This is a genomic window from Anaeromicrobium sediminis (genome assembly GCF_002270055.1).
In the GTDB taxonomy this organism is placed as follows: Bacteria; Bacillota; Clostridia; order Peptostreptococcales; family Thermotaleaceae; genus Anaeromicrobium; species Anaeromicrobium sediminis.
In genome coordinates, this window is sequence record NZ_NIBG01000001.1 from 501,697 (window position 1) to 525,767 (window position 24,071).

Annotated in this window: 38 protein-coding genes; 4 read left to right on the top strand and 34 right to left on the bottom strand. The window is 32.1% G+C overall.

Features of this window, described 5'->3' with window-relative positions; all coding sequences use genetic code 11:
• Positions 1–7: 7 nt before the first annotated feature.
• The 21 genes from CCE28_RS02475 to CCE28_RS02565 form a co-directional block, all read right to left on the bottom strand.
• Positions 8–1,273 carry a hypothetical protein gene (locus CCE28_RS02475; protein WP_095130618.1) on the bottom strand — a complete coding sequence of 422 codons (1,266 nt, stop codon included), beginning with the start codon at positions 1,271–1,273 and terminating at the stop codon, positions 8–10.
• 12 nt (positions 1,274–1,285) lie between these two features.
• On the bottom strand, positions 1,286–1,534 hold the full coding sequence (locus CCE28_RS02480) for a hypothetical protein (RefSeq protein WP_095130620.1): 249 nt from the start codon (positions 1,532–1,534) through the stop codon (positions 1,286–1,288).
• A gap of 26 nt (positions 1,535–1,560) precedes the next feature.
• Positions 1,561–1,944, bottom strand: a complete 384-nt coding sequence (locus CCE28_RS02485; RefSeq protein ID WP_095130622.1) for a hypothetical protein — start codon at positions 1,942–1,944, stop codon at positions 1,561–1,563.
• A gap of 49 nt (positions 1,945–1,993) precedes the next feature.
• On the bottom strand, positions 1,994–2,524 hold the full coding sequence (locus CCE28_RS02490; RefSeq protein ID WP_095130624.1) for a hypothetical protein: 531 nt from the start codon (positions 2,522–2,524) through the stop codon (positions 1,994–1,996).
• A gap of 4 nt (positions 2,525–2,528) precedes the next feature.
• The gene (locus CCE28_RS22970) at positions 2,529–2,894 is read right to left on the bottom strand and encodes a minor capsid protein (RefSeq protein WP_408606987.1); all 366 of its coding nucleotides are present in this window, start codon (positions 2,892–2,894) and stop codon (positions 2,529–2,531) included.
• Between the two features lie 4 nt (positions 2,895–2,898).
• Entirely contained in the window at positions 2,899–3,327 is a 429-nt protein-coding gene (locus CCE28_RS02495) for a hypothetical protein (protein ID WP_095130626.1), read from the bottom strand.
• Positions 3,327–3,623: a hypothetical protein gene (locus CCE28_RS02500; protein ID WP_095130628.1), complete on the bottom strand. Its 297-nt coding sequence runs from the start codon at positions 3,621–3,623 to the stop codon at positions 3,327–3,329. The genes CCE28_RS02495 and CCE28_RS02500 overlap by 1 nt, the downstream gene beginning before the upstream one ends.
• The gene (locus CCE28_RS02505; RefSeq protein ID WP_095130630.1) at positions 3,623–3,967 is read right to left on the bottom strand and encodes a hypothetical protein; all 345 of its coding nucleotides are present in this window, start codon (positions 3,965–3,967) and stop codon (positions 3,623–3,625) included. The genes CCE28_RS02500 and CCE28_RS02505 overlap by 1 nt, the downstream gene beginning before the upstream one ends.
• Positions 3,968–3,975: 8 nt before the next feature.
• Complete coding sequence (locus tag CCE28_RS02510; protein ID WP_095130632.1) at positions 3,976–4,176, bottom strand: DUF7210 family protein; 201 nt, start codon at positions 4,174–4,176, stop codon at positions 3,976–3,978.
• 51 nt (positions 4,177–4,227) lie between these two features.
• A complete protein-coding gene (locus CCE28_RS02515; RefSeq protein WP_242972872.1) occupies positions 4,228–5,340 on the bottom strand; it encodes a major capsid protein in 1,113 nt (370 codons plus the stop codon).
• 15 nt (positions 5,341–5,355) lie between these two features.
• Positions 5,356–5,736 (bottom strand): hypothetical protein, encoded by a 381-nt coding sequence (locus CCE28_RS02520; protein WP_095130634.1) that lies wholly within the window; start codon positions 5,734–5,736, stop codon positions 5,356–5,358.
• Between the two features lie 13 nt (positions 5,737–5,749).
• Positions 5,750–6,433, bottom strand: coding sequence for a phage scaffolding protein (locus tag CCE28_RS02525; protein ID WP_095130636.1), 684 nt, complete (start codon positions 6,431–6,433; stop codon positions 5,750–5,752).
• Between the two features lie 60 nt (positions 6,434–6,493).
• Complete coding sequence (locus CCE28_RS02530; RefSeq protein ID WP_095130638.1) at positions 6,494–7,519, bottom strand: hypothetical protein; 1,026 nt, start codon at positions 7,517–7,519, stop codon at positions 6,494–6,496.
• Between the two features lie 86 nt (positions 7,520–7,605).
• Complete coding sequence (locus CCE28_RS02535) at positions 7,606–8,652, bottom strand: phage minor capsid protein (RefSeq protein WP_095130640.1); 1,047 nt, start codon at positions 8,650–8,652, stop codon at positions 7,606–7,608.
• Entirely contained in the window at positions 8,652–10,085 is a 1,434-nt protein-coding gene (locus CCE28_RS02540) for a phage portal protein (protein ID WP_095130642.1), read from the bottom strand. Before CCE28_RS02540 ends, CCE28_RS02535 begins: the two co-directional genes overlap by 1 nt.
• Positions 10,086–10,094: 9 nt before the next feature.
• A complete protein-coding gene (locus CCE28_RS02545) occupies positions 10,095–11,387 on the bottom strand; it encodes a PBSX family phage terminase large subunit (protein ID WP_330396799.1) in 1,293 nt (430 codons plus the stop codon).
• The gene (gene terS / locus CCE28_RS02550; protein ID WP_095130644.1) at positions 11,368–12,132 is read right to left on the bottom strand and encodes a phage terminase small subunit; all 765 of its coding nucleotides are present in this window, start codon (positions 12,130–12,132) and stop codon (positions 11,368–11,370) included. The genes CCE28_RS02545 and terS overlap by 20 nt, the downstream gene beginning before the upstream one ends.
• Positions 12,133–12,199: 67 nt before the next feature.
• Entirely contained in the window at positions 12,200–12,586 is a 387-nt protein-coding gene (locus tag CCE28_RS02555) for a YjcQ family protein (RefSeq protein WP_095130646.1), read from the bottom strand.
• Positions 12,587–12,605: 19 nt separating this feature from the next.
• A complete protein-coding gene (locus tag CCE28_RS02560) occupies positions 12,606–13,193 on the bottom strand; it encodes a type II toxin-antitoxin system PemK/MazF family toxin (protein ID WP_095130648.1) in 588 nt (195 codons plus the stop codon).
• 51 nt (positions 13,194–13,244) lie between these two features.
• Positions 13,245–13,400: a hypothetical protein gene (locus tag CCE28_RS22060; protein WP_176461623.1), complete on the bottom strand. Its 156-nt coding sequence runs from the start codon at positions 13,398–13,400 to the stop codon at positions 13,245–13,247.
• A gap of 197 nt (positions 13,401–13,597) precedes the next feature.
• Complete coding sequence (locus tag CCE28_RS02565; protein ID WP_095130650.1) at positions 13,598–14,044, bottom strand: DUF1492 domain-containing protein; 447 nt, start codon at positions 14,042–14,044, stop codon at positions 13,598–13,600.
• A 155-nt stretch (positions 14,045–14,199) separates the two neighbouring features.
• Here CCE28_RS02565 and CCE28_RS02570 point away from each other — a divergent pair, with 155 nt between their 5' ends.
• Positions 14,200–14,718, top strand: coding sequence for a DUF2569 domain-containing protein (locus CCE28_RS02570; RefSeq protein ID WP_095130652.1), 519 nt, complete (start codon positions 14,200–14,202; stop codon positions 14,716–14,718).
• Positions 14,719–14,768: 50 nt separating this feature from the next.
• Here CCE28_RS02570 and CCE28_RS22065 read toward each other — a convergent pair whose 3' ends face one another.
• Entirely contained in the window at positions 14,769–14,915 is a 147-nt protein-coding gene (locus CCE28_RS22065) for a hypothetical protein (RefSeq protein ID WP_176461624.1), read from the bottom strand.
• On the bottom strand, positions 14,912–15,145 hold the full coding sequence (locus tag CCE28_RS02575; RefSeq protein ID WP_095130654.1) for a hypothetical protein: 234 nt from the start codon (positions 15,143–15,145) through the stop codon (positions 14,912–14,914). Before CCE28_RS02575 ends, CCE28_RS22065 begins: the two co-directional genes overlap by 4 nt.
• A gap of 263 nt (positions 15,146–15,408) precedes the next feature.
• On the opposite strand from CCE28_RS02575, the gene CCE28_RS02580 reads away from it, so the two are divergent.
• On the top strand, positions 15,409–15,657 hold the full coding sequence (locus CCE28_RS02580) for a hypothetical protein (protein WP_141228301.1): 249 nt from the start codon (positions 15,409–15,411) through the stop codon (positions 15,655–15,657).
• A 25-nt stretch (positions 15,658–15,682) separates the two neighbouring features.
• On the opposite strand, the gene CCE28_RS02585 is transcribed toward CCE28_RS02580, so the two are convergent.
• The 10 genes from CCE28_RS02585 to CCE28_RS02610 form a co-directional block, all read right to left on the bottom strand.
• Positions 15,683–16,033 (bottom strand): hypothetical protein, encoded by a 351-nt coding sequence (locus CCE28_RS02585; protein WP_095130658.1) that lies wholly within the window; start codon positions 16,031–16,033, stop codon positions 15,683–15,685.
• 13 nt (positions 16,034–16,046) lie between these two features.
• Positions 16,047–16,256: a helix-turn-helix domain-containing protein gene (locus CCE28_RS02590; protein WP_095130660.1), complete on the bottom strand. Its 210-nt coding sequence runs from the start codon at positions 16,254–16,256 to the stop codon at positions 16,047–16,049.
• A gap of 83 nt (positions 16,257–16,339) precedes the next feature.
• On the bottom strand, positions 16,340–16,492 hold the full coding sequence (locus CCE28_RS22070; RefSeq protein WP_176461625.1) for a hypothetical protein: 153 nt from the start codon (positions 16,490–16,492) through the stop codon (positions 16,340–16,342).
• On the bottom strand, positions 16,486–17,487 hold the full coding sequence (locus CCE28_RS22075) for a hypothetical protein (protein ID WP_176461626.1): 1,002 nt from the start codon (positions 17,485–17,487) through the stop codon (positions 16,486–16,488). The genes CCE28_RS22070 and CCE28_RS22075 overlap by 7 nt, the downstream gene beginning before the upstream one ends.
• Positions 17,488–17,500: 13 nt before the next feature.
• Positions 17,501–17,641, bottom strand: a complete 141-nt coding sequence (locus CCE28_RS22080) for a hypothetical protein (protein WP_176461627.1) — start codon at positions 17,639–17,641, stop codon at positions 17,501–17,503.
• Between the two features lie 80 nt (positions 17,642–17,721).
• Positions 17,722–18,546 carry a recombination protein RecT gene (gene recT / locus CCE28_RS02600; RefSeq protein WP_095130662.1) on the bottom strand — a complete coding sequence of 275 codons (825 nt, stop codon included), beginning with the start codon at positions 18,544–18,546 and terminating at the stop codon, positions 17,722–17,724.
• A gap of 147 nt (positions 18,547–18,693) precedes the next feature.
• On the bottom strand, positions 18,694–19,629 hold the full coding sequence (locus CCE28_RS02605; RefSeq protein ID WP_095130664.1) for a YqaJ viral recombinase family nuclease: 936 nt from the start codon (positions 19,627–19,629) through the stop codon (positions 18,694–18,696).
• Positions 19,630–19,639: 10 nt separating this feature from the next.
• Positions 19,640–19,774, bottom strand: coding sequence for a hypothetical protein (locus CCE28_RS22670; protein WP_278277504.1), 135 nt, complete (start codon positions 19,772–19,774; stop codon positions 19,640–19,642).
• A 224-nt stretch (positions 19,775–19,998) separates the two neighbouring features.
• Entirely contained in the window at positions 19,999–20,163 is a 165-nt protein-coding gene (locus CCE28_RS22085) for a hypothetical protein (RefSeq protein ID WP_176461628.1), read from the bottom strand.
• 83 nt (positions 20,164–20,246) lie between these two features.
• The gene (locus CCE28_RS02610; protein WP_207652839.1) at positions 20,247–20,489 is read right to left on the bottom strand and encodes a helix-turn-helix transcriptional regulator; all 243 of its coding nucleotides are present in this window, start codon (positions 20,487–20,489) and stop codon (positions 20,247–20,249) included.
• 168 nt (positions 20,490–20,657) lie between these two features.
• Here CCE28_RS02610 and CCE28_RS02615 point away from each other — a divergent pair, with 168 nt between their 5' ends.
• Positions 20,658–21,008, top strand: coding sequence for a helix-turn-helix domain-containing protein (locus tag CCE28_RS02615; protein WP_095130666.1), 351 nt, complete (start codon positions 20,658–20,660; stop codon positions 21,006–21,008).
• Positions 21,009–21,017: 9 nt separating this feature from the next.
• Here the strand turns inward: CCE28_RS02615 and CCE28_RS22675 are convergent, their stop codons facing one another.
• Positions 21,018–21,143: a hypothetical protein gene (locus CCE28_RS22675; protein ID WP_278277505.1), complete on the bottom strand. Its 126-nt coding sequence runs from the start codon at positions 21,141–21,143 to the stop codon at positions 21,018–21,020.
• Between the two features lie 333 nt (positions 21,144–21,476).
• Here CCE28_RS22675 and CCE28_RS21840 point away from each other — a divergent pair, with 333 nt between their 5' ends.
• Entirely contained in the window at positions 21,477–24,008 is a 2,532-nt protein-coding gene (locus CCE28_RS21840; RefSeq protein WP_141228302.1) for a reverse transcriptase domain-containing protein, read from the top strand.
• Positions 24,009–24,071: the final 63 nt, after the last annotated feature.

A 24,071-nucleotide genomic window follows, 5' to 3' on the forward strand; every position in this document is an offset into this window, starting at 1 on the left:
TCTCATACTACTGATCAGTTTTATCTTTTAGTTTATCTAAAGCCTCACCCACCTTAGGAATCCAGCCTAATAATCTTTGTAAATCTCCAATGATATCTCTAATTACTGTGGCTATAATTATTTTTATTCCACCCCAAGCTTGCTGTATATAGTACTTGGCTTTATCGTTAGTTTTATACAAAGTTATTAGTGCTGTTATCAATCCTGCTATTAAGCTAACTATTAATAATATGGGATTCGCCTGCATAACTGCATTCATTAACGCCTGCTGCATGGTCGCCGCTTGTTGCGCTGCAACAAATTGCATCATTAATCTATTGATAGTACTAAATATTGCATACCCTTTTATAATAGTAAGTGTAGTAGCTAAGAAGGTAGTAAAGAATGTAAATTCAACTTTATGCTCCTTAATAAACTTCCCTAGATTTATAATGCCTTTACCAAAGGCTATTAGAGAATCTATAACTAATGCCAATACCATCCCTACTTTTTCTGCCCATAGGCTTAGTGTTCCATCCTCTGATAACTCATTTATTGTTTCTAGTAATTCCTCTAAACTAGCTTTTACTTTATCAAATGCCTGTTCCCCAGCCTCTCTTCCAAAAGCCTTAAAGTTATCTATAATAGTAGATATTAATCCTTTTGCACTCTTAGACTGAGCTTCCATGGTTCCACCGAATTTTTCTTTTATTATCTTTTGTACTGCAGTAAGAGCTTTATCTACACTGCCAACATAAGCTCCACCACGGTCAAATTCTAATCCTTCAGCTTCTAATTCTCGCCTTGATATACCAAAGTCCCTTAGTCTTTGAAATGCTTCACCGAAGTCTCCAGAATTTAACCTACCTATAGCTCTAGCTACCTCTGATATGTCTTTCCCAAATGCACTAGCTAAGTCTCCAGAGTCCTCTAAGTATTTCTTCGTGCTTAGTCCATATGCTTCAAGCAACTTTCCTGCCTCAACTACTCCTTCTAGTTGAAATGGTGTCTTAGCTGCGAACTCTGCTAACTCTTCCATCTTATTTTGGGCAGCTTCTGTACTCCCTAGGAGTTTTTCAAAGGTAATTCTATATTGTTCAAACTGTGCATTTCCTCCAATAAAAAAATCCGTCAACTTTTTAGTTACGAATCCTGCAAACATTATTTTTATTGCCCTTGATACACCGCTTATACTTCTTTCTAATCCTGTATTAGATCTTTGTGCCTGTCTTACTCCCGCTTGATAGCCTGAACTGTCTAACCTTAATCTTGCTAATAATTGTCCTACTCTCAATATCTCACCTACTTACCCTACAGAGAATCCAGCCTCTGTTAAAACACTTATTTCCTCTTCATCCTTATCATCATTGTCTTCACCACTCATCTCTAATACATCCTTACCTGTAAGAGCTTCTACTATTCCAGCTCTCATTATCTTTATATCTGCTTTTAATTTCTCTACTTCTCTTTTCTTAGCTTCTATGTATAGACACTGTAATTCTGACTTTGTATATTCACAAATAAGAGTGTTAAGAGTTATTCCATACTCAGCCATGACAAAAGTTAGTACAGAATCAATCTCTATATCCTCATTAGATTCAGAATTCCCATTTTCTCCTTCATCAGCAAAAAACCATTTACCTCTATAGCCTGCTCTAATAAATTTAATATTTCTCTTGGTGTTGCCTCTTCTACTACTTCTTTTTTAATACTTGGCACAAATATTTTAACACTCTCATATGGAACATCTAATACCATATCAATGATCTTACTCATTCCATTTGAGACAGCCTTCTCATCACTAGCCTCAATGTCTTTTAGTTTATCTAGTTCTTTAAAAAACTTATTTACTATCTTAACTAAATCACTCTTTGCACTTCTAAAATTTTTAATGCTTAATTCTTTAATCTCTATTTCTTCTCCACCTATAGGTACTATTGGATATTCTTTTAATAAAATACTCATTGTTATTAATCCTCCTAAAATAAATTAGAGGGCTTAATTGCCCTCATTATTATGCAAATGCATCTTCACTGTCTACTACACTTCCTAGTGAACCAGATCCATCATTATATACTTTTAATTCTAATGGTATAACAGTCTTATCTCCCTTTTGTAATCCCATGGAAACTTCACCTATTTGTCCTACTTTTTTAATAGTCCATCTTCTGTGTTTTCCACTAGGACCTTTTCCAGTAAATCTTACAGCAAATTTCTGTATATCTAATTTAGATTTAATATCAAGTGTTTTAGTTTTCTTTGTACCATCTTCCGTTATAACTTCACTAGGATCATAGTTTAAAGCTAGTGCAATATTATCTAATATTGACTCTACTAACTGTGTAGTTATTTTTATCCTTCTTTTAATTACAATTTCATCTATTGGATCTAACTCCTGATCTACTTCAACCTCATAAGTTTCTACTGATTGAGAGAATTGAACCCCTCCTTCTGTATATCCAACACTTTTCCATGTCGCTTCATCATCTCTTGAAATTTCTATAAGACTAGGGGCCCCAACTAATACATTCACTTTATCGCCCATGTTATTACCTCCTTATTACTCTAAAATTCATACTGTACTCATACCTATCTTTATCATCAAATCCTATAGGAATAATATCGCTAGTAGGTATAAGTGAGTACACATAAAAATTACCTAGATTCAAATTATCTAGGTTTCTTAGTTCTTCATATATTTTATTTGCTTTTTCTTCACTCTCTAGAGAGTTCTTATTCCTTACTATAATCTGTAGTCCAATTTCTCTAATATGCTCTATATTCCCTCCAGCACTAGGTAAGACAACTACTACATCATTAGGTTTATCTGGCTTTTTAAAGCCTTTTATATCTTTATTAAACTTTCCATAACCTTTAGTTTCTAATAGTTTCCCTATCTCTGCATAAATACTGATACTATCACCTACTCATTTTTCTTCTTACTACCTCTGCAATATTCTCTATAAAATCATTTTCATTAGCTTTTATAGAGTTCTCTAAATACTTTCTTCCGGGAGTAAACCCTTTATAACTAGGTTTGCCTATTGTAATGTCTCCAGGTTCATATGTATCTTCATGCATTCTAGCTGCATACTTAATAGCTACTCCTCCCACTTTTATGTCTGCTACTAAAACATTTCCATCGTCCTCGATCTCTGTCTTATTAATAGCGTCTTCTAGGTTCCCTTCATCTTTTGGAGCTAATGCCTTGGCTCCAGTTTCTACTTCTTGTACTTGGTCCTTGAACTCTTCCATTAGATCTTCTTTTAACTCACCAAAATGATTACTTAAAAATCTTCTTAGTTGTCTATCATCTAACTCAATTCCAGAACTAAACAAATCATTCATTAACAATACACCTTCTTAAAAACTATATTCCCCTCAATATCCTTTTTACTAGATTTAGCTATTACATCTAATTCATTTCCTTCATAAGTAACTATATCCTCTACTCCAATATCACAATCACCAGGAACTTTTATCTCTAGGCTTACAATTACCTCTTCTCCAATCTTATCTTTAACCATGGTGAATTTTTCTTTAATTCTTGCTGGTGTTGTCATTTCTTCTGAATAAGATTCATTTCCTCCAAAGTCTGTATCTGATTTCTTTTTATACTTTATCTTTTCATTAAACTCAACCATTAAAGATCCATTACTTTCTTACCTTTTAATAGTTGTTTTACATAAGGTGATATGAGAATATTAGCATTGCTTTTATAACTCTCAGATGCATCATCTACACTTATAGATTTAACACCTTGAAGTTGCAGTTTAAATCTTTTACTATTTTCATTCTCTAGTAGATATAAAGCTTCTTCATATACAGCTTTGTCATAATTCTTATGCTGCTTTATTCCTTCTCCATACTCTCCTTTGATAATATCCTGTGATAAGTCTAGAGCAGACTGCTTTTTAGGTTCTTCGCATTCAATCCAAATACTATTAAATAGCCTATTATTTAAATACTCATTTGCCTTTTCTAGCATAACTCCATCTATTCCTCACTCTCGTTTTCTTCATCATTATCCCCTTCCGTATCGTCAGCTTTATTATTCTTTTTTGACTCTAATATCTCCGCTATAACACCTGCCTCTTCAAAATCTTTTAAATCACTTTTATTCACCGTAACTTTGTCTCCTATTTCATATCTTTCACCTTTATATTTTATATTTGCTTGCACAATAACCTTTGGCATTGATAATTCCTCCTTAAAATATTAAAGGACCTTTTAAAAAGGCCCTCTTATCTATGCTACATTGGCAATAAATACACTATCTATTGATTCAAAACTTGGTAACATTACTGCTGATACTTTTGTAAATACATTCACTGGATCTACTTTCTTTTGAGTGGTTATAGCAACACCTGTATTTACTATTTGTACCTCTGCAGCATTTTGGCCACTCATTAGATCTGATTCTTCTGGAGTAGTACCATAATAGAAAGTACCTAAATTACCATCAGGAATCAATGTAAATGTATTATCCGGGAAGAATTGAGTACTAACTCCAGCCTCAGTTTTATATTTTTTATTGTATCTAGCTATTTTCAAACCTAATTTATTTTCTAGGTAGTCTTCTAATAACTTATCTGTCATGATTATGTTTTGGCCACCTATAGGATTCATATCTAGCCTTATCTTTTTATTAGCCTTTATGTAATTCCATGTTTTCTTAGTGCAGATAGCTCTAGAAGGTTTTTCTCCTGTGTCCTCCTCAATCTTATCTTGCCATGCTTCAATATCACTTACTGGATCTGAGTTTTCTGCGTCACTCCACGCATCAGTCCCTAATAGAGTTTCCTTATGTTCTATAGGAAACTTATAATCATACTCATAATTCACTTTGTTAGCTCTAATAGCTATTGTTCCATTAGCTAACAACTGCATAATCATTCTTTCACCTTGTACCTCAGCACCATCTATCAAACCTGTTACATCATCAAATATTTTCTTTGTGATCATATCTATATAGGCTTGATTTCCACTAGCTAAAATTTTATTAAGTTCTTGTCTATCTTTCTCCTTGATGAGAGTTCCTTCTTTGAAGAATGGCATTTCTGTTTCTAGTTCATCAAAGCCAATTCTATCTCTTAAAGTAGTTTCAACGTCAAAGGCAGAAGGCTTAAGTGCTACTGGAAGTCCTTTAGATCCCTTAATCCATTTTAAATCTAGCCCTAACTGCTTATCAGCTGGGAATAATGTCATTCCCAAGTAAGGAATCTTATTAGAAGTATCCTCACTGTAGTATACTGCTATTTCTTTAGGTGTTACTATTTGATAAATGCTAAGTCCTTCACCAGCAAATAACTGTAAGTTAATATTAAATAACATTTTTTTCATACTTTCTAGTCTTTTCATATATGTTCACCCTTTCTATTTCATAAATAAAACCCTGCCTAGTAATGCTGTTTTAGCATCCTCGCAAGGTTGTTCTGGAATCTTATTTAAATCAATATTGCCTTTTATAAGCATGGATCCAGATGCAGGTCCATAAGTAACATTTACGTCATATAACAAAACACCCTCAGCATCACTACCTGTGCTACTTTGGGTGTTTTTCTTAACTACTGGCTCATTTTCATTTAACAATGTGGGTTTTGTGCTTCCACCTATTATGGTTCCAGCCTTAACGATTTTGTTTCCATTGGAATCTGCTGTTATTCCAGTATCATCTACCATAACTGGGATACCTTCAAAATTCTTTGTCTTTAATATCTCTTTTACTCCCCCATAGGACTTCTTAATAAATTTCATCTATTTTCCCTCCTTAAAAATAATGATTTTGGCCTTTAGTTTGATTTTCATTAACAGTTTTTCTTTTAGCTGCTAATCTTTCTCCTATGCTCTTACTAGTATTGTTATTTGTTCCTGGATTGTTACCTCCTCCATTTCCTACATTAGAATTAATTTGACCTATTAAGAAAGGATAATCCTCTATTACTTTTTTAATTACATCTTCAATCCCTTCTACTGCTCCATCTTCTTTTACTTCTATTTCTGATAAGTCAGCTAGTTTTAGAGCTGCATCTATTTGCTTTACATCTAGCCCTTCTCCTATGGCCTTTACTTTAAACTCTGCCGTAATTAATGTAGTTTTTGCTTTCTCAGCTACAGCATCTTTTTCTTTGGTTATATTGTTCAATTGTTCCTGAAGTTTTTCAAGATCAGTTTTATTCTTTTCATCATCTGCTTTCTTAGCTTCAATAATTGATTTTAATGCTTCTGTATTTTCTATCCCTAATTCTTTTAGCAATTCATCTGTAGCAAATTTCTTGACTTTACCTTTTTCTTTTTTTAACATTTTGTCTAACTCTTCTTGAGTATAGGTTTTATTATCTCCTACTGGTTCATTTCCTCCGTTATTACCTGGTTCTTTGCCGTCTCCTCCACTTGGTTCATTTCCTTCATCAGCAAAGAGTTGGAGATTAATATCAAATAATCTTTTTTTCATTCTTATTTCCTCCATCTTATAAATATTCACCTAATTATGTGCATAAAAAAGAGCCTCTTATCAGGCTCCTTTTTTAACTTTATTGTTCTCATCCTCTATTTTTGTTATATGAATATCTCTTATATCGAATTTTATATATGGTTCTGTATTCTCATTTATTAGTAACCAGCTCTTAATGAGATTTTTTATCTTATGCCTGGTTTCGCAGAGATCTGTCCAGATACTATGATCTGTATGTGTAATTTCCATTTCTTTGTTGCTATTACCCTGTGGTTTTTTTCTAAATACAAATTCATGTCTAATTGGCTGTAGTCGTACATCCTCTTTATACAAAAATTCAATTGTTGCATCTACATTTTCATCAATATAGTCCTCTGATTCCATTTCTATTATTGCATATTTTTTGCCTACATAATAGGTGTCATATGTATATACAATAACATATATGCTATTTTCAGAATTTTTCTTTTTCACGCAATAAAATTTAGGCCTAATCTTAATAGATAATATATATGACCATAGTAAAGAAATAGCAATAAATCCTATGATAGAGACTTCAAATTTTCTCGACATTATTTCTTTATACAGTTTATCATCATAAAACAAAGTAATTCCTTTCATAGTTATCAATATTATACCTACACTTATAATGCTCACAGGTACAATGAAGGTATATCTATGTATAAACATTCTAATTGGCCCTATATCGCCACTATACAAATAGCTTCTGTAGTAGGCACTTGAATAACGTAATCCTATAAATGAAATAATAATTATTTCACTCCCAATTATCATAGTCATTATAGATAATGATTTATATTGGCCTATCTCTAAAAACATAATTAACAATATTAATGCAATAAACATGTAACTAGAATATATAAACATACTATTTTTCCCTATATTCTTTTCATCATAGTCAGAATCAAATTCTTCCTTGCAAATAGCATGTATTGTTTTATTTACTACTATGGCAATAATTGCAATCACAGATAAAGTATAAAAAACAATTTGAATTTTATTATTCATGTTAGCAACAGGATCTATCTCTGATTGTACATAGTCTATTTGAAAAAAATTTAACACCTGCATCCCTCCATCCCACGTATAGTTTACATATTATTACATAATTTGTAAACTATATATTGGAGGATTCATTTATTTATGGATTTTTATCTTCCGGCTTCTTTATATTTCTTTTTCAAATTAGACCAATTCTTAGATTTCTTTACCTGAATAAATCCACTTAAAGACTTTGGAGCATTTTTCCCTAACCTAGCCTTATATCTTTCATACTGTAGCTTATTTTGTCTCTTCTTTACTTTCTTTTGCTGCATACCCTGGTACTTTTCCTTTTGTGCATCAGTTCTATAATCAGTACTACTGTTAGATTTCTTTCTTAGTTCTTCTACATCTCCATCATAGTACTTCTCTTGGAATATAGACACTGTATGCCTGCAGTTAGGATGAGTATGCTTTATTATGTGGTTATCCCATTTAGGGTAATTAGCATTGTTTCCACTAATAGAGAATACTCTGCCTTCTACCTTGGCGCACTTCTCACATGTAACTCCATGCTCTGATACCTTAAGTAAATCATAACCTTCTTGAATAGCTCTGTTTTCTATTCCTCTTGTATTAGCTTCTCTCAAAGTACTTCTCATGTTCATTTCTGCATAGGAATCTAATCTCCAGTTTCTACCTAACTTATCTTTAAAAACTATAAAACCTTCTTGAGTTAATCTTTCTACCACATTCTTAGATATGTCTTTTCTAGTAGATCCCTTTAACATACCTTTTAAAGCTTGTTTCTTTGTTATCTCTGCAAACTTATCCTTTGCCATTCTTCCTACTTGAATATTTAAGTTTGCTATAGCCATAGACAAATTTTGTTGGAGAGCTGTAGTTAAAGCATCTATAGATTCCATATGGAGGCCTGTAAAAGTTTTGTCTGTGATCTTTGCCTTAAATTCTCCAGTATCTATAAAACTTAGGTCCATTCCTTCTAAGTCAAATCCTTTTAAATATTCTGCCTCAACTGCAGCTGCGGAAAAATCATCATAGAACTTCCCTAGCTCTACTGTTATAATCTGCATTTGTCTGTATATCCGCTTAGCCTTGTTCATGTTACCTCCACTGGCTAAAGCATTCATTTTCTCATAGAGTTCAACCAATGCCTCTTGAGTAGTTTCCGTTAATATCTTTAAAGCTTCATCCATTATTCATCCGCTCCACCACGTTGACTATTTAAAGCTACCTGTGCATTTTTAAATTCATCCTGCTGCTCTGATTGTATTTCCTTATATTCTTCTTCAGCCTTATCCTTAGTCACTTTATCAGTTCTCATAATAGATGATTTAACCGATGTATTTCCACTTTGAAGCCTTAATTGCTCTATCTCAGCCTGTTCCTTATCATCCTTAGAGAATCCTTTTTCCCATTTAATTTCTATATCTTTTAACTTTATATCTTTTCCTTCAATGGCTAAAGCATTTCTAACTATTCTTTTAAGGGCTCCTCTCCAATAGGTCATGAATCTATCTGTATTACAATCGGCCCTAAAAGATTTAAGTTGTATAGCTCTACCTGATATACTTCCATCTGAATCAATTCCATATAGACTAGGACTAAGGGGAGTTACTATATAAAGTATTTTAAATAATACCTCAGTTATATATCTTATATTACCTTCTACTTCTGCAGGCCATGTATGATAATTTACTTCTGGATCATCTTCATCTCTTTGAATATATTTGCCTATAACTTTATTAGGATTTCCTCTATCATCAGTGCCTAAGTCTGGTCCACTCATAGTAGGATCCGAATACTTATCAAATAGCCTGGAGAGTTGACTAATTCTATTATTTATTTCATCATATAACGGCAGTAACCCATCGTGTATAGAACGTCCAAAGTAATCACCATTACAACGCCACAAAGGAATATGTACTAATAAGCTATGCTCTATATTTACTATTTCTTTGTCCTTAGATAATCCTAAGAACTCACTTACACTAACTTCTTTACCTAATTTACTTCCATTATCCTTAAATACTTGATATGAAATGTTTAGCTTATTATCTACCATTTGATAACTCTCTACATATCTGTATTTCTTACCATCTCTTTTAAATATCCAGGATACAAACTCTCTACTAAGATTTCTCTTGTCTCCTTCCTGATGTTCTACAAAATAAAAATCAGGCTGGATTGAATCTAATCTTAGCCTGTTATCTTGTTTATATATTTTAAAAATAATGCTCCCTTTATTTGCTTGATCTATTGAAGTTTCTAATATTTGAGTATGTATTTCATTATCTTCTAGGAAGTTGTCTATATCCTCTTGTATCTTATCATTCTTCACATCTAAAATAGGAGGCCTACGACTAAGTAAGTCAGATACTAGTAAGGAAACTTCCTTAGGTATATTAGCTTGAATGTATATATGCTCCAATGAATTTACCCAAGTTTTCTTACGCTCTCCTGATATATGAGGAAGATCATGTATTTTTTTAGTTAGTACCTTGTAGATTTCATTATTGAATATATCTAGTTGCTCCTCATATTTCTCTAGCCTATCCTTATCTTTATCGTATAAAGGAAACTTATCTCCTTCTTTTAATACTCTTAATTCTCTTGTATTAATTAGCATTTCTATCACCTACATTCCCGATGGCTTATTTGTCACTCTTACTTTAATTCCATTAAATAAGATTGTATTAACAAAATACCTTACTGCATCCATTGAATGGTCCATAGTTTTTACTGGCTTATCTTCTCCTCTTTCAGCTGCTTTATCATCCCATACATAGGAAAAGAACTCCCTAAAAGTGTTAGTGCATTTATCATTAAATAAAATCATCACTTCACTTAAAGCAGTTCCTACATTTCTGATTCCCTCAAGTACATCATTCTTAGCTTTTTTAATCGTGAATTTTCCCTTTTGTTTTATCAGAGTTATAAAACTTGCTGCAGATGGATCTATTATTATGGATTTTATTTTTCTATCTCCTACAAAGTCTATTAAGTCCTTGTAATACTGAGTGTCTGTCTTTTGCTTAGCCTGTTCTTTACCAGAATAATAATATTCATCTACTAAATACCATTTGCCTTTATATAATCCCCACAATAAAAAAACTGTGGCATTATGGGTTCCATAGTCACAGCTTACATAATACTTACTATATTCTCTTTTCTTTGTCTTTACCTTATGCTTATCTTCATCAAACATATCATATATAATTCCCTCTGCCATTACCCATAAGCCTAATATATAGCGCTTATAAAATACTCCTGAGTACATATTTCGATACCTTTGTTTGATTCTTTCACTTAATGAAAGATTATCATCCATAGTAAAGTGTAAATATATGATATTCTTTTCTTTGGCCTTATCTAACCAATTAACTTTAAACCAATGATACGGTCCTGAAGGGTTACAGTTGAACCAATATTTAGAACCATCTACAGAACAACGTCCAGTAGCCTGACTTACAAAACTCTCTGGCATAAGAGCTACTTCATCAAAGAATACTCCGGCTAAAGTTATACCTTGGATTAAATCCTGGGAACCCTCATCTTTTCCACCAAAGATATAAAAATAATTGCTCTTTCCATTACGTGTTATTACTACTAAGTTATCAGCTCTATGATCTTTTAACTTATATCCTCTAGCCCTTAGCATTAATTTGAGCCAGAACAAAACGTTTCTTCTAAAAGATCCTATTGTTTTACCACACATTCCAAAGTTCTGCTGGTCAAAAGTTTCCATGGCCCATAAAACAAATGACAATGACATTCCTATAGTCTTACCACTTCTTATAGCTCCATCAGCTATAATACCATCTTTATCTTTTACTGGAGAATTAGGTAACCACCAAGTTAGTATTTTCTTTTGCTTCTTCGAGAATGGTCTGAATTTAAATGCAGCCTTCTTAATCTTCTGTAACATCATCCCATACCTCGCTTACTTCGCCTTTTAATGCATCTATAAAACCATCATCTTCATATTCTCCTTCTTCATCATTTACTTTAGCTTTTTCTAACTCTAATTTCTCTCTCTTAAGATCTATCTCTATTTCAGTTTTATATTTATTAAACTCAAACTTTTCTCTATCCATTTGAAGCTTTTCTGTATCCCCTATAAGAGATGCTTTAGTTTCTATTAATTTTCTTAATTGCTCCATACATATTAAAATACCATTTTCTCTATCTTCTTCATTGATTTCTTTCTCATGCTTGTTACCATACATGTCATAAAAGAATGTTACTTCTCTATTAAGTAACCTTGCTATTTTAAGTCTTAATAGCCTTATTTCTTCATCTATATTTACTGAAGCTGTTGTTTGGTCAAATATTTCTTTTTCTTCTGGTCTTAGCATGTTAGCATATAAAGATTGATAGGCACCATGCTTTATGGCATTAATATTTCCTTCTGGAGCTCCACCATCATTACCTAGTGCATTTTTATTTCCTATTTGTCCACCTTTTTTACGTTTCTTTTCATTAGTAACGTTACCTTTTGTTTTTGGTAACGCTCCCTTTAATTCTTGATCCCATTTATCCTGGCTTTTCCACTTTCGAATTTGAGAATCTTTTAGTCCTAACTCTTCTGCAATATCTTTTAATTTCTTTTCTCCATTAGATTCTAAATACATAATCTTTGCTTTATCTCTATTAGGACTCCTAGCTCTAGCCATTCATCACCACCTCTGTCATTCGTGTTGTTTTTTGGTATGAAAAAAAGAGCCCTGTTAGACTCTTACATTAACCTTTAGTCATTTCCACCAGAGTTTTTGCTACTATATCTTTGATTTCTTGCCACCCTAATTCAGCACCTTTACCTAATACATATTTTATTTTTTCCATACCGGATAAAGTTTTATCAATCCCTATTTTTTGTTCTATATAATCTATTCCATCTCTAGTTATCATCAGTCCATATATACCATAATCACATATTTCATCGTCTGCATAATATGGTTGGAAATTTTTAATATATCCCTCGTTTTCTAACTTCCTTAATGCTATTATGAATTTCTCTTCATCTAGATTAATAATCTCAGGATTAATATTATTTTCCATATCTGGGATATCCTTTTGGTACTCCAAGTAAATTGATACCAATACCTTTTGCTTAATATCAAGTTTCATGTTTTCATCCTTTCATTTTTCAATAGTGACATTCTATAATATTGTTCTCTCTTATTACTTCCTTAAAATGCCTGTCATCTTTGCAAAATGTTTTAATAGTATCTATATGTTCTCTCTTTTGCTCTATAAGATTATCTATGTCTACTTGCTTTAACATTTTACTTTTAATTTTAATATCTATATCCTTTATAGATTCAACTGCAAAATTTATCATCCTTTCATCCGCATTACGTGAATCTTTATAAGACTCTCCATGCAAATTCCTTCTAAGTGCTTCATCTATTTCATATATTACTTTTCTATTGCAATGCCCAATTTGCTTTCCTAACTTTCTCTTATCAATTGTTGTAATCAATCTGCATAAAGCTACAAACTTTTTTCGTGAGCCATCGTACATATCCATTTCTACATGTACTTTTTCATCATAAATCGAATAATTCTTAGCTTCATCCTTACTTACAATCGGTATTCCCGATACTATAGGGCCATGTTTATTCCCCATATTATTGCTTACAATAATAACCTTAGTGATCTCTTGTAAGCAATTACGATGACTCATATCAACAGTACAAATACTACCCCTGTTCACAAATGTTTTTATATCCATTGTTATTCCCCCTAACTTCTATAAAGTTCTACACGTAAATACTAATTCCTCTTAATCTTTAACCTGTCTCATTCGTCCTTTAATTCGCTTATAACGTCTATGCTTCATCAAGTTCTCTACAGCATCCCCTAATTCTATCTCTTTCTTCCGAACTGGTGCCCTAGCCCTTACTTCGTACAATTTTTTCTTAACATCATTATCCGACATATCTTTTATTTTCAATTCATCATCTTCTTTCTACTCGGTACATAACAAAAGACAGCCGATTTCTCGACTGCCTTTGTGAGGGAACAGGATAGTTATGTAGAATCATTTTTCTATGGTTATCAGGGGGACAACCATGAATTCTTTACACTATCAGAATAACATGCTTTTTCCCAAATATGTGTCTAAAAAAATCCAAACTATACTGCTGTTAATCCTCTAATTCCAAATATTCTTATGGCAAATTTCTTGATTGCCTTATCTTTCTGATAGTACACATTACTTCTGCTATAACTTAATTCTTCCGCTATTTCTTCCTTAGAAGCTCTATCTATATACCACATTCTAAGTACATCTCCTAATTGCTCTCCATCCTCATTCATTTCATCCAAAGTAGCATCTACCTCTTCCAGCTTCTCCTCTGTTTCCTTCTTCATCTCTATATAGCACTTTAATTTATACGCTATATCCATTATATCCTCTGGAACCTTATTCCCCTGTGGCATATCATCTATAACAATAGCCTTTGCATCACTAGGAGCTCCACTCCATTTCAATTTAGTAATTTCTCTGTTTATATGATTCAAGCTATATTTTAAATCTCCATAATGCTTTAAATATAACTCTGCTTCTCTTATGTAATTCATTTTAACTCCCCCTTTTGTGTCTTATATAACTTTTAAATCAAACATTCCCCCACTCGTCGTTCAATGTTCTAGTTAAACTTATAGTTAAATACTTAACGTATTTATAATTCCATGGTATAATACTGTTATATTTTTCCAGAAAGTAGGTGATTAACATGCGTGACAACAATGTAATTGATGAAAGTATAATAGAAGAAGATCCAGGTAAAAAAAAGGAACCTCTAGCTATAGGCGGATGGTTAGTTTTACCCTCAATCGGTGTAATAACAAATCCATTTCGAACAGTCTATGGAACTTACTCTATGTTCATGAATATATTTCAATCAGGTCAATGGGATCAAATAGCTTCTAGTAATAGCGCCTTCTATGATCAATCTTTGAAAAACATTTTAGTTTTTGAACTTGTTTCAAACGTTCTCATGATTATACTCTCAATCTTCCTTCTTTATTTATTTATAAGAAAATCTAAACATTTTCCTAAATCATGGATTGCTTTTGTTTCAATCAATGCATTAATACTAACAGTTGATTTAGTTTTGTGTAGAAAATTTGTAACAAATGCACCTGGTGCTGGTGATTTATTCATGACGTTAGCACGAAGTTTATTTGCATTAGTAGTGTGGGGTACTTACCTAATGAAGTCAAAACGTGTAAAGAATACTTTCATCAAATAATTTAGTCAAAAGATCACATTACTTTGTGATCTTTTAATTTATTTATAATCTCAGTTAAGACATTCCACCTGCAAATCTTCCCCTATTGTAAATCCATACTTATTAGCAATATTCTCTATATAAACCATATCACTTATCTCAGCTTCTTCTCCCATCTCACAAATGATTTCTAGTAGCTCTTTTATATCTTGTTTCATTGGATCATCCCCTTTGGATACTTCAAACTAATTATCTTATCTATCTGCTTGTCACTTAAAGTAATACTCTCTACAGAATCTCTTCCATAGTTCCTATACATAAAAAATATATTCTTTACTATCCTTCTTTCTATTCCAAAATATAAAGCTATTTCGCTATAACTTAATGGTATTCTACGTCTTATCTTTCTTAGGATCTTCCTAAGCGGCCTTGCATATCTTCTTCTCATCATTGACACCACCTTCTTAAAATTTATATCTCATTTCTTAACAAAGTTTAATAATCCTTTCATACTTTCTTAACATATTGTTGATATCATATAGTTATAAAAGGCACACACATTTTCCTTCCAACTTCACATAGGGCTTCTGCTATCTTGCAGAGGTCCAATTCGATTTATAGGAATTTTCATATTGTATTTACTATTTGTATGAATAACTATCATGTGTTAAAATTTACCTATTCTCATGATTGGAGTTGATTATTTTGCATATGAAATTACCTTTTTGGCAATACATACTTATTTGCTTACTCGTTTACTTATCAATTGGTTTTATTGATAAAAAACTTAAAATCTATCATAGGCTATACACAAAACTTAAATCTAAAATATTGGCTAAATTAGCTATTTATTTCGTTGGTATTTTTGCAATTATATTTACGCATTATCTTGGTGTTAATCCAAGAATCAATGTTGCATTGGCTGCAGGCCTCGGAGCAGGTATTGCGTCTATTAGATAAATTGCCTTTTGATAATGCCACTCACTTAATCTTCCTCAACCACTAGAATCTTCTCAAAGCACCAGCCCTTATTAATGAGCTTCTCCACATGATCTGCCACTTTTTTTCTAGCTATAGATTTAAAACCTTGTGCTATGACTCCATATATAATTCCTATGGATACCTGGATAATATCCATAGCTTCAAGGATTATAGAAGCTGCAGCTTCTTCTAGCAATTCATCGCTCTCATGATTCTGGCAAAATCTAAAATAAGCCATGGCACTAAGTAGTTCCTCAAACTCTTCTCCTAGCTTTTTTCTAAGTATATTTAAATCATTGTTGTTCTTTAAGCCTAATAACTTATTGCTCTTTAGTACTGGAAATATAAATCTCACAGTAATCCCTCCTTTACTTTCTTAGGCCTATCTCCTTAAGCCTTTTATTTATAGTCGTTGTTGAAACCTTATACTTCCTAGCTAGTTTACTAATACTCATTCCAGACAAATATAATTTCCCTAATTCATCTAGGTCCTTATTAGTCCATTTCCTATGCTTATTTCCCATGCCACTCACACTTATCACCTCTGCATTCTTGATAATTTCATAAAGAACTCCCATATGAAAATCCACCCTTCTACACAAAACCAAAGCATGAATATAGCTGCTATTAGATCTATTGCACTATTCGTTCCTAACTGCATCTAGTAACCCACCTTTTCAAACTCTGCTATCATAGCCTGTCCATATTTGCCTAACACTTCTTTGGCTTGATCTATTAACTCTATAGTCTCTCCTCCTGCTAAAGCCATTTCTTCCACAGCCATAGCAATCTCATTAACTTTTTTATCTAACATGGATTTCTCCCCCTATTCCTCACTTTTTTCTCTAGTTCCTCAGCCGAATATTTATCTGTACGCTGCTTAAAGTTATGAAATCTATTGTTCTTTCCACCTACAGGTTTCTTAGGTTCAGTCTTGTTGCCCTTTTTCTCCTCGGCTATCCTTTGACCTATAATCTTATCCCAATTCTTTCTAAGGCCAGTAGGTGATTGGACCACTGCATTCCAAAAGTCATTTTCCTCAAAAGCATATTTGATTATTTCATATACCTCTTCTCTGCTCCTATTGTCCCTCTCAAATATGATCCTCATATCATTGGCCCACTTTTGTAGATCTTTTACCGTATCATTCGGAACTCTACACTTAGGATTAAACTCTAGTATTCTTTCTCTTAGATACACAGCAGCTTTATAGTACATAGAGTTTTCATCATATTTAATTTTCACATTGCCTTTATTGTTTTTATTTCCCTTAGAATCTTTTTCTGTAGAATTTTGATCTAAAGAACTTTTTCCTGGGGAATGGGTTGAAGATTCATCCGGTTCTTCAACATAATTATTTATATATTCTTTTTCTTTTTCTTTTTCTTTTTCTTCCCCATAGTCTACCGATAGACTATCGATAGGGTATCCATAGTCTATACAAAGCTGTTTGAAAATTTGTATAAACTCTGTGTTTTTAACGCCTTTAAGCTCCTTATCAACACACGCCATTACCTTAACGCTCTTAATGGAGTTATGCTTTATCCAATTAAGAAGGACTATCTCTTTAGTTGCTTTCGAATACAATATCTTTCCATACCCCTCAAAGCGCTCTAGTAATTTCTCTACTGTTTCTCTGTTATATCCCGTCTCCATCTCTATCACCCTTAAAGGTAATTCATATATCCCACATTGTGATGTCTTAGAGTTAGTCATTAAATATATGTAAAAGTATTTTTCTTCAGGGGTAAGATCTATTACAAAAGCATCTTGCCAAAATGATATTTGTATTTGTCTGTACACTGCCACGTTTTTCACCTACCTATAAAAATTTATGTATAATTCCAAATACAACTACCAATACTAATATTAGTAAAATTGTTTTTACCATCATCTTTATTCTTAAGATGTAGAGTGGAGCTCGTCTTCGCTCCACTTGTAAATATTCAGGGTTACTAAGCATTGTAGCCTCCTTCTAAAGTTAATGTTAAAGCTACACATTAACTTCATTCTTTAACACGAATTCTATTCATAGAGGAGAATCTATTTCTCCTCTTTTGAATTTCCATCCTCAACTACATAATCTGCTTCTATGAATACATTCTCTGGTTCAACGTCTGACATGTCCTGTGCTATCTCAGTTTTTATAGTTGTATCCTGTGCAAGTTCTCTTTGGAATTCTACCTTTATTGGTGCATACTTTAATACTTTCTTTAAGATAGTTTTCTTTGCCATTTCATCAAAGTTATTTGTCCAAGGAGAATACTTACTGCTATAGCTCTGTGAGTATTTCCTACCATGAGTCTCAACATCTTCTTTGCTTATTACTTCAAATCCATACCCACCATTCTTTAGCTTATAGAATGAGTAGTATGCTATAACTTTTCCTCTCTCTTTTAAAACTGGCTTATGGTGTAATTTAGATTCTAATCCATACTCATAATCAAATTCATCATTCTCATATACTTCATGTGCTTGTATTGATGCAAACTCTCCACTTCTGTGAGCTAGATCTATTAATCCTTTATATCCCACTTGAAATTGAACTTCTAAAGTCCCTTTGTTCTTAAACGGTATTAAGTAAGCCTGTCCTAATGGAGTGTTAGGCTCTAAGCCTAATTGTGCTGCATTCATTAGAGCTCCCATAAAACTCTTTGGTGTACATTCTGCTAACTTAGGATTAACTGATAAGGCTGTTAGAGCCATTCTTGTAAATCTCTCTGGAGTTATTACCTTTGGAAGAGCCTTTTTAATTTCAGGCTCCATTACTTTAATCCAATCTTTTATGGTTTTAGGTTCTTTTTTCCCATCTATTTCTTTCTTATCAGCTTTACTAGCTAAAGCATTTTTCACATTTGCACTTGCCATCATGATCCCTCCTATTTACTTTTCACCTTTGCTTTTATTGCTTTACGTTCTTTATGTTTTTTTAATCCTAATCTTCTACTTTAACTTCAACCTTAACTTTCAATTCTTCTTAATTACTTCTAATAAGTCTCTATTCCATAGGAAAACTTATTTAATAGAAAATCTTCTGCTTATACTTTCCTTTGCATATTCCTTATATAACTCCGGATGATCTACTTTAAATTTCTTACTATCAAATCTATTACTCTTGGTAGTTTTCCAAGTGATCTTTCTATCTTCTACTAAAGCAAGTTCATTCTCACCCATTTCAAGTTGGAACTCTTGCTCTATTTGCTTTTTCTCTGTCTCTAATTTTTTAAGCATTTCCTTAAGTTCATCTAGTCTTTCTAATTTGGAAATAAACTCACAACCTTCTAAGTTTATAGAACTCTTAGGATTTGATATCTGATGCATTTCCCTCAGTATATTATCTGCATCCTTAGAACCGTCAGGAGCGGGTATTTCCAAGGAAATAACGTTGTTTAGCCAAAAATCTTTTTCTATAGACATTAAGTGATTTATTACGTCTTCATCCCTCATTATTTTCTTGTAAACAAACTTTTCATTTCCTATAAGTACTGCTATCCACCAAGCATCATATCCAGTTACAGCCATATAGTGATGGCACTGAATTTCATAATGAATTGGAATCTTATCCTCTTCCCAATCTTTCTTTGAATATGAGTTTGTAGTTTTACATTCTAAGCCCTCTTTTACTCCAACTATGTCTCTATCTATATTGGCTAACATAAAGTCGTACTCTGGGTGTTGTAGGATTGCATTTCTACGTCTTACCTTAAGGCCTGTCTCCTCAACAAACCTTTGAGCTACATAATCCTCTAGGTCCCTTCCTATTCTCATTCTTTCGTTATCATTTAAGCTTTCAGCTTGTCCTGTTTTATCTAAGTAAACTCCTATTGGTGACTTCCAAGGATTTAATCCTGCTATGGCTGCTGCATCACTACCACCTATTCCTTTTGATCTTTGATCTAACCATTCCTCATGATTCATACTTAATGTATTTACTAAAACTTTGGCTTGCATAATCCCCCTCCTAATGTTCTCTATTAAAATCTTCAAATTCGTTACAGTACTCTTCGTAACTCATTACATATTCATTTATTCCTAAACTATCCAAGTCTGCTAATCTATCTATATATCTGTCATATTGATCTTGTAGATTTGCCACTCCTGTTCCCTCCCTTGCTTAAAATCAAGGTTTTTGTTACAATCTAAATACGTTAAATTTTTTTATAGCTACTTTGCCGAGTAGCTTATATATCCTTTTTAAATTTCTTTATGTGCTTGTCCTTATTAAAGATAGGGATCAAGCCATTTTCTTTATATAGCCTTTCTAAGGTCTCTATGGTTAACATACGCTTGCCACCTTTCTGAGAATTTCTTACCTAATTCTTATGTATCACTAGTGCCGTCTTTCATGCCCTGTTGTCTTTCTGCTATAATCTTTCTTTCCATTGCAGTTCTTACCAATGAATGAAATGTCTTTTTTCTTTCTTCTACATTTTCATCTGGTATGATGGTTACTTTCACTAGCTTGGGTTTTGGTAATCTTGCCATTATTCACTCAACTCCTTTCTCTTTTGTGGATTAACTTTCATATTTTGCTTATTTGATATGCCTCTTAGTTGGAAATACTAATATCAATCGACCTCGCTCAACACTTTGTTGTTTGACTCTCTAAAAAAAAGTTCATCAATAGTTGTATTATACAAATCTGCTATCTTCTTTGCTAGTTTTAGTCCTGGAGTTCTTGTTCCTGTCTCTAACATAGAATAATAGTTCTTTGTTATATCAAGCTCATTTGCAGCTTGTTGTTGTGTGCAACCTCTTTTTTTACGAGCACTTTTCAAATTCATATTTTCACTCCTTTTTCCACTCAACATTATGTTGCCCTCACACTTCGTATTATATACAACATTTTGTTGGATGTCAATGATATCTATATATTCGCACAACATTTTGTTTAGTTTTATTTAAACATATCCAACATATTGTTATAATACTTATAAGACAACAAATATTACTTTTAGTACTTGTAGGCGGTGTTTAGTATGTTTGGTAGAAGGTTAAAATTACTTAGAGAATCAAAAGAACTTTACCAAAAGGATTTGGCAAAAATTATAGGTGTATCTTCAGGGGCTATAGGAATGTATGAGAATGATAAAAGAACTCCAGATTTTGAAACACTAAAAAAAATAGCAAACTACTTTAATGTTTCTACTGATTATCTTTTGGGCATAGTTGATGATCCTTCTGTAATAAAAGTTAGTGGAGATAATCTTCCTGATGAGCTTAAAGAAATAGGAATTCAATATCTTACTTTAGCTAAAGAAATGCAAGATAAAGAAATTCCTCCAGAAGATATAAAGAAAATTTTAGATGTGTTAAAAAAGAACAAATAAAAATAACAACTAGATCTTTTGAGATCCGTTGTTATTTTTTTTATACTTTGAATTTATGTATTTTATTTCATCTATCTTTATTTCTTTCAAATACTCAACATCTATACTTATAGTTTCTGTTACTTCCTTAGACATGTTATATCCCCCTTTGTCTAAAGTGTTCGATCCTCATCGAACATATGTTCGTATATATATTATAATACTTCCATTATTTTCATGCAACATTTTTCTACAATTTGAAAAGGAAGGCTTTACTAATCCGCTTACGTTTACTATAAACAATATCACCTATAATTTGAAAAATGTTCCATTTTGTTATAATATGGGAATATCTTGCACAGTAAATATTGGTGACATTGATATAGTAAAACTCTAAAGTTTTACAACATTACAAACTAGTTTTTGAAAGATAGTTAATGTCTAATAGGTTATATTTTTATAATAAGAAAATATAAGGAAGTGTTGATATTGAATAGTAATTTAGAATTATCAAAAAGAATTGTAGCATATGGATATTTTTCAAATGAAATTCCAAAAGAGTTTACTTCTGAACAATTAGGATGTTCATTAGATTTAATTGATACATCAGATTCAAGATTATCAAAAAAATTGAAAAATAAATGGTCTAAAGCAATTGAGTTTTCAATACCAAGAATAGAAAATTTCAGAAGAACACTAACAATCCCAACACCTTTACAATATGTATTACTTTCGAAATTGTTAGAAGATAAATGGAGTGAATTACAAATTCATTTTGATAAATCAACTGTTTCACTTACTACTCCTATTGAATCGGATGAAGTTGGTGAATCCATAAAACCCAAGCATACGATGGATGAAAAAATTTATCAAAGAATTGATAACCTAAGCAATAATAAATATATTTTACAAACCGATATTACCAGATATTATCCTAGCATATATACACACTCTCTTCCATGGGCACTACATACTAAGAAGACTTCAAAAGCAAATATGACTGATCCATCATACTTTGGAAATGAAATAGATAAACTTGTTAGAAATATGCAAGACGGACAAACTATAGGAATACCTATTGGTCCTATCACTTCATTAATACTTCAAGAAATTATAGGAACGGCAATAGATAGTGAATTTAGTATCGAAATGAACATGAATATTAATGGTTATAGATATATTGATGATATGGAATATTATTTTAATTCTATAGAAGAAGCTGAGAGGGGATTAAATATATTAAATAAGGTTGTAAAGAGGTATCAACTGGAATTAAATACTTCAAAAACAAAAATTATGAAGACTCCTATTAAACTTGAACCGGAATGGATATACTTTTTCCGAACATTTAAGTTTAGAAAAAGTAATATAAAAAAAATAAGTTTAATTATGCAAAAAAGTGATTTGACAAGCTACTTTAGTAAAGCGTTCGAATTTGCTGAAAATAGTAATGAAAAGGGGATATTAGCTTATGCATTAAAAACAGTAAGAAAAAATGTTATACTGCAAGAAAATTGGAGTACTTTTGAATCTTTAATTCTACATACAGCTTTAGTCGATCCATTAACTATACCAATTGCTTTTGAAATAATAGAAGGATATAAGTACAGAGGATATCCAATTGATATTGATAAAATAACACGGTTTGTTAATGGATTAATACAGAGCAATATAGAATTAAAAAATGATTTTGAAGTTACATGGGTTTTAAGTGTTGCTAATAGACTTAACATACAAATCAATGAAGAAGTAAGTAAGCATCTATTAAAAAGTGACAATGCAATTATTAATACATTAACTATGATTTTATACGATAAAGATCTTTTAGATGGAGAATTAAATTTTGATCATTATAGAGCACTGTTAACACATGAAAACCTATATAGTTCACATTGGTTATTTGTATATGAATGCTGTAATCAAAAGTGGTTGGGACAGAATAAAAACAAGGATTACATAAAAACTGATAAGTTTTATAAGCAGTTATTAGATAACAAAATATCTTTTATAAATCCAAATTTTTCGTTGATAGTAACTGCATTAAGCAAATTAGTGTTAGAAAAAATGGATATTGAATTATTTATAAAAAGTGGAGGGGCAACAGCAGAAAAAATCAAAGAAAATGTGTTACAGGTATTGGAAAAATCACATAAAGGTCTAGATGAAGATATTGTAGAAGATGTTTTAGTAGAAGTTTCTAAGAAAATAAACAAAATGCTAGAAGAAACTCAAGAAGAAATCAAGCAAGAAACCCAGGAAGAAATCAAGCAAGAAACCCAGGAAGAAATCAAGCAAGAAACCCAAGAAGAAATCAAGCAAGAAACCCAAGAAGAAATCAAGCAAGAAACCCAAGAAGAAATCAAGCAAGAAACCCAAGAAGAAATCAAGCAAGAAACCCAAGAAGAAATCAAGCAAGAAACCCAAGAAGAAATCAAGCAAGAAACCCAAGAAGAAATCAAGCAAGAAACCCAAGAAGAAATCAAGCAAGAAACCCAAGAAGAAATCAAGCAAGAAACCCAAGAAGAAATCAAGCAAGAAACCCAAGAAGAAATCAAGCAAGAAACCCAAGAAGAAATCAAGCAAGAAACCCAAGAAGAAATCAAGCAAGAAACCCAAGAAGAAATCAAGCAAGAAACCCAAGAAGAAATCAAGCAAGAAACCCAAGAAGAAATCAAGCAAGAAACCCAAGAAGAAATCAAGCAAGAAACCCAAGAAGAAATCAAGCAAGAAACCCAAGAAGAAATCAAGCAAGAAACCCAAGAAGAAATCAAGCAAGAAACCCAAGAAGAAATCAAGCAAGAAACCCAAGAAGAAATCAAGCAAGAAACCCAAGAAGAAATCAAGCAAGAAACCCAAGAAGAAATCAAGCAAGAAACCCAAGAAGAAATCAAGCAAGAAACCCAAGAAGAGAGAAATAAAGAAAACAAATTTAATAATGATAATTGGTTACTAAACTTTTTTAATACAGATATTAGTAAAAAGCATACAATACATTCTAATTATATTAATAATGGTTATTAAGAATATAATTTGGATTAGTGTAGTTAGAATCATAGTATTAAAATCCACATTATAAGTAGCATG

Excerpts from the sequence above, each read along its gene's own strand:
- CCE28_RS02610 (WP_207652839.1), bottom strand. The coding sequence starts at position 20,489 with ATGTTGAGTGGAAAAAGGAGTGAAAATATGAATTTGAAAAGTGCTCGT.
- CCE28_RS02500 (WP_095130628.1), bottom strand. The coding sequence starts at position 3,623 with ATGGTTGAGTTTAATGAAAAGATAAAGTATAAAAAGAAATCAGATACA.
- CCE28_RS02545 (WP_330396799.1), bottom strand. The coding sequence starts at position 11,387 with ATGATGTTACAGAAGATTAAGAAGGCTGCATTTAAATTCAGACCATTC.
- CCE28_RS02485 (WP_095130622.1), bottom strand. The coding sequence starts at position 1,944 with ATGAGTATTTTATTAAAAGAATATCCAATAGTACCTATAGGTGGAGAA.
- terS (WP_095130644.1), bottom strand. The coding sequence starts at position 12,132 with ATGGCTAGAGCTAGGAGTCCTAATAGAGATAAAGCAAAGATTATGTAT.
- CCE28_RS22675 (WP_278277505.1), bottom strand. The coding sequence starts at position 21,143 with ATGTCTAAGGAAGTAACAGAAACTATAAGTATAGATGTTGAGTATTTG.
- CCE28_RS02490 (WP_095130624.1), bottom strand. The coding sequence starts at position 2,524 with ATGGGCGATAAAGTGAATGTATTAGTTGGGGCCCCTAGTCTTATAGAA.
- CCE28_RS22085 (WP_176461628.1), bottom strand. The coding sequence starts at position 20,163 with ATGGCAAGATTACCAAAACCCAAGCTAGTGAAAGTAACCATCATACCA.
- CCE28_RS02570 (WP_095130652.1), top strand. The coding sequence starts at position 14,200 with ATGCGTGACAACAATGTAATTGATGAAAGTATAATAGAAGAAGATCCA.
- CCE28_RS02525 (WP_095130636.1), bottom strand. The coding sequence starts at position 6,433 with ATGAAAAAAAGATTATTTGATATTAATCTCCAACTCTTTGCTGATGAA.
- CCE28_RS02515 (WP_242972872.1), bottom strand. The coding sequence starts at position 5,340 with ATGAAAAGACTAGAAAGTATGAAAAAAATGTTATTTAATATTAACTTA.
- CCE28_RS22065 (WP_176461624.1), bottom strand. The coding sequence starts at position 14,915 with ATGAAACAAGATATAAAAGAGCTACTAGAAATCATTTGTGAGATGGGA.
- CCE28_RS22070 (WP_176461625.1), bottom strand. The coding sequence starts at position 16,492 with ATGTTAGATAAAAAAGTTAATGAGATTGCTATGGCTGTGGAAGAAATG.
- CCE28_RS02555 (WP_095130646.1), bottom strand. The coding sequence starts at position 12,586 with ATGAAACTTGATATTAAGCAAAAGGTATTGGTATCAATTTACTTGGAG.
- CCE28_RS02480 (WP_095130620.1), bottom strand. The coding sequence starts at position 1,534 with ATGGCTGAGTATGGAATAACTCTTAACACTCTTATTTGTGAATATACA.
- CCE28_RS02560 (WP_095130648.1), bottom strand. The coding sequence starts at position 13,193 with ATGGATATAAAAACATTTGTGAACAGGGGTAGTATTTGTACTGTTGAT.
- CCE28_RS02565 (WP_095130650.1), bottom strand. The coding sequence starts at position 14,044 with ATGAATTACATAAGAGAAGCAGAGTTATATTTAAAGCATTATGGAGAT.
- CCE28_RS02575 (WP_095130654.1), bottom strand. The coding sequence starts at position 15,145 with ATGAGAAGAAGATATGCAAGGCCGCTTAGGAAGATCCTAAGAAAGATA.
- recT (WP_095130662.1), bottom strand. The coding sequence starts at position 18,546 with ATGGCAAGTGCAAATGTGAAAAATGCTTTAGCTAGTAAAGCTGATAAG.
- CCE28_RS02495 (WP_095130626.1), bottom strand. The coding sequence starts at position 3,327 with ATGAATGATTTGTTTAGTTCTGGAATTGAGTTAGATGATAGACAACTA.
- CCE28_RS02590 (WP_095130660.1), bottom strand. The coding sequence starts at position 16,256 with ATGGGAGTTCTTTATGAAATTATCAAGAATGCAGAGGTGATAAGTGTG.
- CCE28_RS02540 (WP_095130642.1), bottom strand. The coding sequence starts at position 10,085 with ATGCTAATTAATACAAGAGAATTAAGAGTATTAAAAGAAGGAGATAAG.
- CCE28_RS02520 (WP_095130634.1), bottom strand. The coding sequence starts at position 5,736 with ATGAAATTTATTAAGAAGTCCTATGGGGGAGTAAAAGAGATATTAAAG.
- CCE28_RS22060 (WP_176461623.1), bottom strand. The coding sequence starts at position 13,400 with ATGTCGGATAATGATGTTAAGAAAAAATTGTACGAAGTAAGGGCTAGG.
- CCE28_RS02505 (WP_095130630.1), bottom strand. The coding sequence starts at position 3,967 with ATGCTAGAAAAGGCAAATGAGTATTTAAATAATAGGCTATTTAATAGT.
- CCE28_RS02605 (WP_095130664.1), bottom strand. The coding sequence starts at position 19,629 with ATGCAAGCCAAAGTTTTAGTAAATACATTAAGTATGAATCATGAGGAA.
- CCE28_RS02580 (WP_141228301.1), top strand. The coding sequence starts at position 15,409 with ATGAAATTACCTTTTTGGCAATACATACTTATTTGCTTACTCGTTTAC.
- CCE28_RS02615 (WP_095130666.1), top strand. The coding sequence starts at position 20,658 with ATGTTTGGTAGAAGGTTAAAATTACTTAGAGAATCAAAAGAACTTTAC.
- CCE28_RS22080 (WP_176461627.1), bottom strand. The coding sequence starts at position 17,641 with ATGCTTAGTAACCCTGAATATTTACAAGTGGAGCGAAGACGAGCTCCA.
- CCE28_RS02510 (WP_095130632.1), bottom strand. The coding sequence starts at position 4,176 with ATGCCAAAGGTTATTGTGCAAGCAAATATAAAATATAAAGGTGAAAGA.
- CCE28_RS02535 (WP_095130640.1), bottom strand. The coding sequence starts at position 8,652 with ATGGATGAAGCTTTAAAGATATTAACGGAAACTACTCAAGAGGCATTG.